This is a genomic window from Microbacterium sp., assembly GCF_032084865.1.
Taxonomy (GTDB): Bacteria; Actinomycetota; Actinomycetes; order Actinomycetales; family Microbacteriaceae; genus Microbacterium.
Map to the genome: position 1 here is coordinate 1 of NZ_DAMDLU010000119.1, position 8971 is coordinate 8971.

General features: G+C 70.0%; 10 protein-coding genes. 2 read left to right on the top strand and 8 right to left on the bottom strand.

Annotation, left to right across the window (positions count from 1 at the left end; genetic code table 11):
- Positions 1-135: 135 nt before the first annotated feature.
- From RT309_RS11570 to RT309_RS11600, 7 genes are all read right to left on the bottom strand, one after another.
- Positions 136-1296 carry an FAD-dependent oxidoreductase gene (locus RT309_RS11570; protein ID WP_313357199.1) on the bottom strand — a complete coding sequence of 387 codons (1161 nt, stop codon included), beginning with the start codon at positions 1294-1296 and terminating at the stop codon, positions 136-138.
- Between the two features lie 56 nt (positions 1297-1352).
- Positions 1353-2063 carry an ABC transporter ATP-binding protein gene (locus RT309_RS11575; RefSeq protein WP_313357201.1) on the bottom strand — a complete coding sequence of 237 codons (711 nt, stop codon included), beginning with the start codon at positions 2061-2063 and terminating at the stop codon, positions 1353-1355.
- Entirely contained in the window at positions 2060-2986 is a 927-nt protein-coding gene (locus RT309_RS11580; RefSeq protein WP_313357203.1) for an ABC transporter ATP-binding protein, read from the bottom strand. The genes RT309_RS11575 and RT309_RS11580 overlap by 4 nt, the downstream gene beginning before the upstream one ends.
- On the bottom strand, positions 2983-4140 hold the full coding sequence (locus RT309_RS11585; protein ID WP_313357205.1) for an ABC transporter permease subunit: 1158 nt from the start codon (positions 4138-4140) through the stop codon (positions 2983-2985). The genes RT309_RS11580 and RT309_RS11585 overlap by 4 nt, the downstream gene beginning before the upstream one ends.
- A 1-nt stretch (position 4141) precedes the next feature.
- Positions 4142-5029, bottom strand: a complete 888-nt coding sequence (locus RT309_RS11590; RefSeq protein WP_313357213.1) for a branched-chain amino acid ABC transporter permease — start codon at positions 5027-5029, stop codon at positions 4142-4144.
- A gap of 166 nt (positions 5030-5195) precedes the next feature.
- A complete protein-coding gene (locus RT309_RS11595) occupies positions 5196-6383 on the bottom strand; it encodes a branched-chain amino acid ABC transporter substrate-binding protein (protein WP_313357207.1) in 1188 nt (395 codons plus the stop codon).
- A gap of 124 nt (positions 6384-6507) precedes the next feature.
- Positions 6508-7191, bottom strand: coding sequence for a GntR family transcriptional regulator (locus RT309_RS11600; protein WP_313357208.1), 684 nt, complete (start codon positions 7189-7191; stop codon positions 6508-6510).
- Positions 7192-7316: 125 nt separating this feature from the next.
- On the opposite strand from RT309_RS11600, the gene RT309_RS11605 reads away from it, so the two are divergent.
- Positions 7317-8093 (top strand): hypothetical protein, encoded by a 777-nt coding sequence (locus RT309_RS11605; RefSeq protein WP_313357210.1) that lies wholly within the window; start codon positions 7317-7319, stop codon positions 8091-8093.
- Here the strand turns inward: RT309_RS11605 and RT309_RS11610 are convergent.
- Positions 8036-8701: an ArsR family transcriptional regulator gene (locus RT309_RS11610; RefSeq protein WP_313357212.1), complete on the bottom strand. Its 666-nt coding sequence runs from the start codon at positions 8699-8701 to the stop codon at positions 8036-8038. The genes RT309_RS11605 and RT309_RS11610 overlap by 58 nt on opposite strands.
- A gap of 98 nt (positions 8702-8799) precedes the next feature.
- Between RT309_RS11610 and RT309_RS11615 the strand changes: the two genes are divergently transcribed.
- On the top strand, positions 8800-8971 hold a 172-nt coding region (locus tag RT309_RS11615; RefSeq protein ID WP_313357214.1), incomplete at its 3' end, for a molybdopterin-binding protein.

The following is an 8971-nucleotide window of genomic DNA, read 5'->3' on the forward strand; positions in this document are numbered from 1 at the left end:
GCGGTGCGCCAGGTGCGGTGCCCGTGCGCGAGCAGCACGCCGGCGATGCTCTGGCCGTCGCGTCCGCCGAGCGCCTCGCCGTCGAATCGGATGCGGATGCTCATGCCGCGGCCCTCCCGCTCCGCACTCGGGCGGTCATGCGGCTGCTCCCTGCAGGGTGGCGCGCGAGGGCAGGAAGGGCGTCGGGTCGAGCGGCGCAGGGGCGTCGAGCACGGCGTGCGCGATGAGCGCCCCGGTCGTGGGTGCCAAGCCGATGCCGGCGCCTTCGTGCCCGGCGGCATGGAACAGTCCCTGCACCCGCGCGTCCGCGCCGATGGCCGGAAGGTGGTCGGGGGCGTACGGGCGGAAGCCGAAGTAGGTGCGCAGCAGCATGGTGTCGCGCAGGAACGGGAACAGCCGGCTCGCCTTCGCGGCGATTTCGGCGAGCGGCGCGAGCAGGCCGTCCTCCGAGAATCCGACGCGCTCGCGGCTAGAGCCGATCAGCACGGTGCCGGCCGGGGTCGACTCGACCACCGTCGAGGTCTGCAGTGCGGCATCCGCCGATCCGACCGCGCCCACGTAGTCGGCGTCATACACCTTGTGGAAGATGCGCTGCGGCATCGCAGTCGTCACCAGGATCGTGCCGCGGCGCGGCCGGATGTCGAGGGCGGCGCCGAACAGCGCGGCGATCTCCCCGGCCCACGGCCCCGCGCAGTTCACCACGGCATCCGCATCGATACGGCCGGTCGGGGTGCGCACACCCCGCGCCCGCCCGGCCTCGACGACGGCACCGGTGATTTCGGTGATCTGCAGCTGCGCCCCGAGGTGACGGGCGCGGGCGAGCATCGCCTGCGTGGCCAGGCTGGGCTGCACCTGGGCGTCGTCGGGGTAGTGCACGCCGACGGCGATCTCGGGGGCGAGGTGCGGCTCGGCGGCACGCAGCGCCGGTGCGTCGAGCACCTCGGCGCGGATGCCCATCTCGCGTTGCGCGGCGGCGAAGCCCTGCAGCGCCTGGGCGCCCTGGGCGAAGGCGACGACGACACCGCCCTTCGCCTCGAACTCGGTGGCCGGCTGCCCGGGCACGCGCTCCGCGTCGAGACGCTCGGCGAGCTCACGCCACGCGCGGTTCGCCTCGACGGCCATGACCGCTTCGGCTCCCGGCTGCTTGTCGGAGACGAGGATGTTGCCCTCGCAGCGGCTCGACGTCTCGCCGGCGACCCCGGGGCGATCGACCACGACGACCTCGGCTCCCGCTTCGGCGAGGCTGAGCGCGCAGGCGGCGCCGATCGCGCCCGCCCCGATCACGATGATCCGCATCGATCACACCTCCTCGATCCCAGCCTAGTGCAATGTCACATGCCCACTGCGGTCGGTCAGCCCCCGAGATACGCGTCGATCACCCGGGCGTCCGCCGCCAGTTCCGCGGCCGGACCCGACAGGGTGGTCTGCCCGCTCTCGACCACGTACGCGCGGTCGGCGATCTTCAGCGCCGCGCGGGCGTTCTGCTCGACCAGCAGCACCGTGGCGCCCTGGGCGTTGACCGCCTGGATCGTCTCCATGACCTGCTTGACCACCAGCGGGGCGAGTCCCATCGACGGCTCGTCGAGCAGCAGCAGCTTCGGGCCGCCGATGATCGCGCGTCCGATCGCGACCATCTGCTGCTCGCCGCCCGAGAGCGTGCCGCCCTGCTGGCGGCGCCGCTCGGCCAGGCGGGGCATCAGCGCGTACACCTGCTCGACGCGCTGGCCGATGACCTTCGCGTCCCGCACGGTGTAGCCGCCCAGCAGCAGATTCTCGTGCACGGTCATGGTCGAGAAGATGCGCCGGCCTTCCGGCACGTGGATGAGCCCGGCCGCGACGATGTCCCAGGGCTTGGCGGTGGCGAGATCCATCTCTCCCCAGCGCACCGCGCCCGACTTCGGTCGCACGAGCCCCGAGAGCATGTTCATCGTCGTCGACTTGCCGGCACCGTTGTTGCCGAGCAGGCAGACGATCTCGCCCTCCTGGACCTCGAAGCTCAGGCCCCGCAGGGCGTGCACACGACCGTAGTAGACGTCGGCCGCATCGACCGTCAGCGCGCTCACGACCGCTTCCCCTTCCGGCTCCGGCCGGGGTCGGCGGCGTCGAGCGACGACAGGTTCACCGTGCCGGTCTGCAGCTTCGTCTCATCGAGCGCCTCGTCCTCGACGCCGAGGTAGGCCTCGATGACCACGGGATCGTGCTTGATCTGCTCGGGTGTGCCCACCGCGATCTCCTTGCCGTAGTTGAGCACCACGATGCGCTCGGCCAGCTCCATGATCAGGCCCATGTCGTGCTCGATCAGCACCACGGCGATGCCGAGGTCGCGGATGCGGCGAATGAGCTGCATCAGCCCCTGCTTCTCATTGAAGTTCAGGCCGGCCGCCGGCTCGTCGAGCAGCAGCAGCTTCGGTCCGGTGGCGAGCGCGCGAGCGATCTCGACGCGACGCTGCTCGCCATAGGGCAGCTGGGTGACGTAGAGGTTCTCGTCACCGGTGAAGCCGACGAAGTCCAGCCACCCGCGCGCCTGCTCGGCGCACTCCGCCTCGGCGCGCCGGTAGCCCGGTGTGTGCAGCAGAGTCGCCCAGAATCCCTCGCGGAGGTTGGCGTGCATCGCCGTCTTGACGTTGTCGAGCACGCTGAGCTCGCGGAACAGGCGCAGGTTCTGGAACGTGCGCGCCATGCCCCACTTCGTCACCCGCGACGGGAGCACGCGGTAGAAGCCGAAGCTCTGCAGCAGGTCGACCAGACGCAGGGTGCGGAAGATCGCGGGCGCTTCGCGCACGATGTCGTTGCCGTCGAAGACCACCGAGCCCGAGGTCGGCAGGTAGAAGGCCGAGATGCAGTTGAACGCGCTGGTCTTGCCGGCGCCGTTGGGTCCGATCACCGCGAGGATCTCGCCCTGCTCGACCGAGAAGCTCAGTCCGTCGACGGCCTTCACGCCGCCGAACTGCAGGCGCAGGTCCTTCACCTCCAGCAGGGCGCTCATCGGCTCTCCTCGCCTTCCACGGTCTCGAGATCCTCGTTGGCCGTCGGCGGCGGCACGGCCATGAACCCCGCGGTCGGCGGCGGCACCGGGCGGCGCTTCTTCAGCCACGGCAGCACGGCGGTGGCCGGCCACAGCCCCGACGGGCGGAACAGCATGACCACCACGAGCAGCACACCGAAGATGAGGAAGCGCCACTCGGCGAAGTCGCGCAGCAGCTCGGGGGCGAGCGAGACGAACAGCGCACCGATGATCACGCCGGGTGTCGAGCCCATGCCGCCGAGCACGACGGCCATGAGGATGAGCGCCGAGTACAGGAACTGGAAGCTGTTCGGGCTGATCGCCGACAGGTGCGTCGCCATGAGCTGGCCCGCGACGCCGGCCCAGACCGCGCCGATGATGTACGCCATGATCTTCGCGACGTACGTGTTGATGCCCATCGCCTCGGCGGCGTCCTCGTCGTCGCGCACGGCCTTCCAGGCCCGGCCCAGTCGTCCGCGGGCGAGGCGCCCGGCGCCGATCACGCCCACGAGCACGACCACGGCGGCGACGAAGTAGTAGAACACCACACGCTGCGGGAATTCCAGCCCGAACAGGGTGAAGCCGTCGGCGAAGCTCCAGTCGCCGAAGCGCCAGGTGGGGATGCCGTGGATGCCGGAGGGTCCGCCGGTGATGTCGAGGTTGTTCGCGGTGATGCGGATGATCTCGCCGAAGCCGAGCGTGACGATGGCGAGGTAGTCGCTGCGCAGGCGCAGGGTGGGCGCGCCGATGATGATGCCGGCGATGATGCACGCCAGAACCGTGGCGGGCAGGGCCGCCCACATCGGCCAGCCGAGCACCGTGGTGAAGATCCCGGAGGTGTAGGCGCCGACGGCGAAGAACGCGATGTAGCCCAGGTCGAGCAGTCCGGCATAGCCGACGACGACGTTGAGCCCCATGCACAGCATGATGTAGATCAGCGCACTCGTCGCGATCGACATGGTGTACCGCGACGCGTCGAGGAACGGCAGCACGATCAGCAGCACGATGCTGATCGCGCCGAGCGCGCGCAGGAATCCGGTGTTGGACGAGAGGATGCCCGCCGGCGCGGCCGGGCGATCGAACAGCGGGGACGGGGCGCGCAGGGCGGCACTGTCTCTGAATGCGGAGCGGGACATGTCACATCCTCTCGACGACGCGGGCGCCGAGCAGCCCGGTCGGTTTGAAGGTGAGGAACAGGATGAGGAAGGCGAACGAGAAGACGTCTCGCCATTCGCCGCCGAACCACGCCGAGCCGAACGACTCGAGCAGCCCGAGCAGCAGGCCGCCGAGCATGGCGCCGTAGAGGTTGCCGATGCCGCCGATGACGGCTGCGGTGAATGCCTTCAGTCCGATGATGAATCCCATCAGGAAGTCGATCGAGCCGTAGTACGCGCCGGCCATCACGCCGGCCGCTCCCGCGAGCGCCGAGCCGATGAAGAACACCGTGGCGATCACGCGGTTGACGTTGACGCCCATCAGCTGCGCGCCCTGCGGGTCGAGGGCGATCGCGCGCATCGCCCGTCCCTGTCGCGTGCGCTCGACGATGTGCGCGAGCACGAGCATCAGCGCGGCCGCGATCACGACCAGCACGATCTGCGCGGCGGTGATGCGCATGCCGGCGAAGTTGAAGCCCGACGACTCCAGCCGCACCGGGAACGCCTCGGGGTTGGGGCCGAAGATCTGGCGCACGGCGTACTCGAGGGTGAACGAGACGCCGATGGCGGTGATCAGCACAGCCAGACGCGGGCTCTTGCGCAGCGGGCGGTACGCGATGCGCTCGATGCCGACGCCGATGAGACCGGTGGTCACCATCGACAGCAGCATGATGACCAGCAGCAGCGGGATCGACGACTCGTTCGAGATGCCGAACGCCGACATGGTGGCGAAGCCGGCGAAGGCGCCGAGCATGTAGATGTCGCCGTGCGCGAAGTTCAGCAGCTTGATGATCCCGTAGACCATGCTGTAGCCGAGCGCGACGAGAGCGTAGAACGAGCCGACGATGAGGCCGTTCCAGATGAGTTGCATCACTGCGGATGTCCTTGCTCGTCAGGGGCGGGAGGAAGCGTCCAAGGCGGGAGCCGGGCGGATGCCGGCCGGGCGGATGCCGGGCGGGCGGATGCCTGACGGATGCCGGGCGATGCCGGACGACACCGGCGGGCGGGGCGGCTCGCACCGCCCCGCCGCGTCGGTCTCAACCCTGCAGGTCGTCCTTGAGCACGAAGCTGCCGCTCGCGGGGTCGATGCCCACGATCACGAAGCCGCCGCCCGAGAGGGTGTGGTCCTTGGTGAAGGTCAGCGGGCCGGCGAAGGTCTTGAAGTCCTTCAGCCCCTCCAGCGCCGCGACGACCTTGTCGAAGTCGGTGCTGTCGGCCTCGTCGATCGCCTCCGCGACCACGCGCACGGCGTCGTACGACTGCGTGGAGTACGGGCCGGGCTTGCCGCCGGCCAGCTTCTCGTAGTCGGCGATCCACTTGTCGGCGCCCTGGATCATGTCGGGCGTCTGAGTGAAGGTGCCCACCACGTTCTCGGTGTAGCCCTTGCCGGCGATCTCGGCGAACTTCGCATCGACCGAGCCGTCGCCCACCAGGAACGCGCCCTCATAGCCGGCGTCGGTGGACTGCCGCACGATCAGGCCGCCCTCCTGGTAGTACCCGGTCCAGTAGACGAGATCGGGCTTCGCCGAGGCGAGCTGAGTGGCCACGGCCGAGTAGTCGTTCTCGCCCGGCGTGACGGTGGCCTCGAACGAGACGGTGAGGCCGGCGTCTTTCGCCTGCTGCACGAACGAGTCGGCGAGGTCGGCCGAGTACGCCGTGGCGTCGTCGATCGCCGCCACGTTCTTCGCGCCGATCTTCTCGGCGTACGTCACCGCGGCCTTCGCCTGCTGGGTGCCGGTGCCGTTGATCAGGAAGACGCCGGGCAGCTTCTGCTTGACGAGCTCGTTCGAGTTCGCCGCAGGGATCACCATCGGGATGCCGGCTTCGTCGAAGATCGGCAGGGTGGGCAGCGTCGCGCCCGAGCAGTAGCCGCCCACCGAGGCGACCACGCCGTTGGTGACGAGCTTGTTGGCCGCCGCGACCGAGGCTGTAGCGTCGCACGCGTCGTCCTCGACGACGAGCTCGAGCTTGCGGCCGTCGATCCCGCCGTCGGCGTTGATCTCGTCGATCGCCAGCTGCGCGCCGTTCTTCATGTAGTCGCCGAAGGCGGACTCACTGCCCGAGAAGGGCGCCAGCATGCCCAGCTTGATGGGCCCGTCGGAGCTGCCGCCGCCTGACTCGCCGCCGGAGCCGAGACCGCCCGAGCAGCCGGCGGTGATGATGATCGCGCTGGCTGCGGCGACGAGGGAGAGAGTGCGTCGCAGACGCGTGGAACGGGTATTCATGTGATGGTCCTCCTGGATGCCTCATTGCATGTGCCATCGGATAGTACGTGACACATTACTGTGCCGATGGCTGGAACGGAATCCCCTGAGACCAATCCGTGATCGACACCGCGACGAGCGCCGATCAGCTCTCGTCGCGCCCGCTCCAGATGCCGCCGACGTGGCCGATGTGGCGCCGCATCAACGCCTCGGCCCCCGCGCCGTCGCCGGCGATCAGCAGGTCGACCAGCTGCGCGTGCTCGAGCGCGGTCGGCATGAGCGCGTCGGACTCGACCAGGTGCGCAAGGCCGACCAGACGCGTCTGCTGACGCAGCTCGCGCACGACGCCGAGCAGGGTGCGGTTGCCCGACACCTCGAGCACCCGCAGATGGAAGGCGGTGTCGGCCGCGAGGAACTCCGCGAAATGCCCCGCCCGGCCCGCTGCCACGATCCGATCGGCGAGCACGCGCAGCTCGGCGGCCGCTGTCTCGTCGAGTCTGCCGGCGATGTGGCGCATGGGCGGCGCCTCGAGCAGCATCCGCACCTCGCACAGCTCGTTCAGCTCGTCGCGCGAGACCTCCGTCACCGCGAAGCCCCGATTGCGGATGGGGGCGAGGAAGCCGCGGCGCGTGAGGTTGAGCATCGCCTCGCGCACGGGGGTGGCGCTCACGCCGAAGTCGCCCGCCAGACGCGGCACGGTCAGCACCCGACCCGGCGGGATCTCGCCGGCGACGATCCGCGCCGACAGCTGGTCCTCGATCTGCTCGCGCAGGCTCTCGGCGGGGGCGAGCGGCGCGGCGAAGCCGCTCAGAGGATCCTGCAGCGTCATGGCCACACCCTACCCGCGGGTGAGTGCCTCGCGCCGAGCGCATTTTGCCCGGCCCGACCCGGCGGGCCCGATCGGGGTTCGGAATAGGATCGAGCTGAGAACGGATGCCGGAACGGAGACGCGCGATGGGATTCCTCACCTCCCCTGCACTGAGCGAGACGGGCTACGTCGTGCTCGACCGCCACGACCAGTCGGACGACCCCGCCGAATGGCGCGATCTCGAGTACGTCGGCTGGCGCTCGTCGGGCGTCACCCGCTTCGCACCGCTGGCCAGTCACGCCGGCGATGTCGAATGCAACGGGTTCTGGAACCACACTCCGCCGCGCACCGACAAGGACGGCGTGTGGATCGCCTCACAGGTCGCGAAGGCGCCGACCCTGCAGGCGCGCGCGCTCGAGCCTGGCGCCAACGTCGGCCGCTGCCGGGTCATCGAGCTGCAGCCGAACACCTACGCCGATGCGATCTACAATCTGCACCAGGACGACAACAACCGGCTCAACACCGAGGGCACCGGCTGGGTCGTGCGGGCCTGGCTCAACCTGACGGATGACCCCGACTCGCTGCTCATCCTGCGCTCCGACCGCTTCGACCCCGCGACCGAGATCCGCCTGCCGCTGCATGCCGGCTCCCGCATCATCGTCGACACGCAGCGCTTCTGGCATGCCGTGTGGCATCAGGGCGACGCGCCGCGCTACTCGCTGATCTGCTCGTGGACGTCGGGCCCCGAGCTCGACGCGTACCTCGCCGCAGGCAACGCGAACCCGCGTCCGGCATCCGTCCCACTTCCCGCCGCCCTCGTCGCCGACGCGCAGGCCGAGATGCACCGGCGCATCGAAGAGCGTCGTCAGGCGTTCGAGGCACTCGGGATCGTGATGGAGCCGACCGAGTCGCTGTACAGCTGATCCACGCGCAGCTGGACCGTGCACTCCTCGGGACCCCTCGCGGCCTGCACGCACTCGGCTGTGATGGGGCCGCCGGCCTGCGTCAGCACGCCCTGCATCAGTCCGAGATGCACCTGGCACAGCATCGGCCGGTGCTCGGGAGTGCTCGCGGCATGCGGGCACGGCGTGAGATCGACCGTCATGCGGCTCTCGTCGACGATCGGCTCGAAGCCGCTCTCCTCGAGATGCTCGACCAGCGCATCCAGCTGGTAGGTCGCGTCGCGCCCCAGCCCGGAGTCCGGCTCCGACAGGATCCGGCGCATCAGGTCGCCCCGCCGTGCCGCCTCGGCGACCTTGTCGCGAGCGATCGGGCTCGACGCCTCCGGCGCTCCGGTCGCGGCGCTGTAGAGGGTGCGGGGTCGCCCGCGGGTGGTGCGGTGCTCGGTGGCCTGGATGACGTAGCCGCCCTCGATCAGCCGCTGCAGGTGCTCGCGCACGGTGTTCGCATGCAGGCCGGTCGCCTCGCACAGCTCGCCGATGGTGCGCTCGGCCCGGCTCTGCACGAGATGCAGGATGCGCACCCTCGAGTAGCTGGAGATCGGCCCGTACGCGACCGCAGTGGTGGTCATGCTTCCATGCTCCCAGAACCCGCCGGCACGGAGATGGACGCGGGCCGTGAATAATCATCGGCCGCGCGCGCACCGGCCGCGCGGATAGTGTGGGAGCCATGACCGCCGCCGCCGTCCTCACCGTCTCCGACCGCTCCGCGGCCGGAGTGCGGCCCGACTCGGCCGGCCCGGTGGCGGTGCTCGCGCTGCGCGAGGCGGGTTTCACCTGCGGCGACGCGACCGTGATCCCCGACGGCGCGGATGCCGTCGAGCGTACCCTGCGCGAGCTGC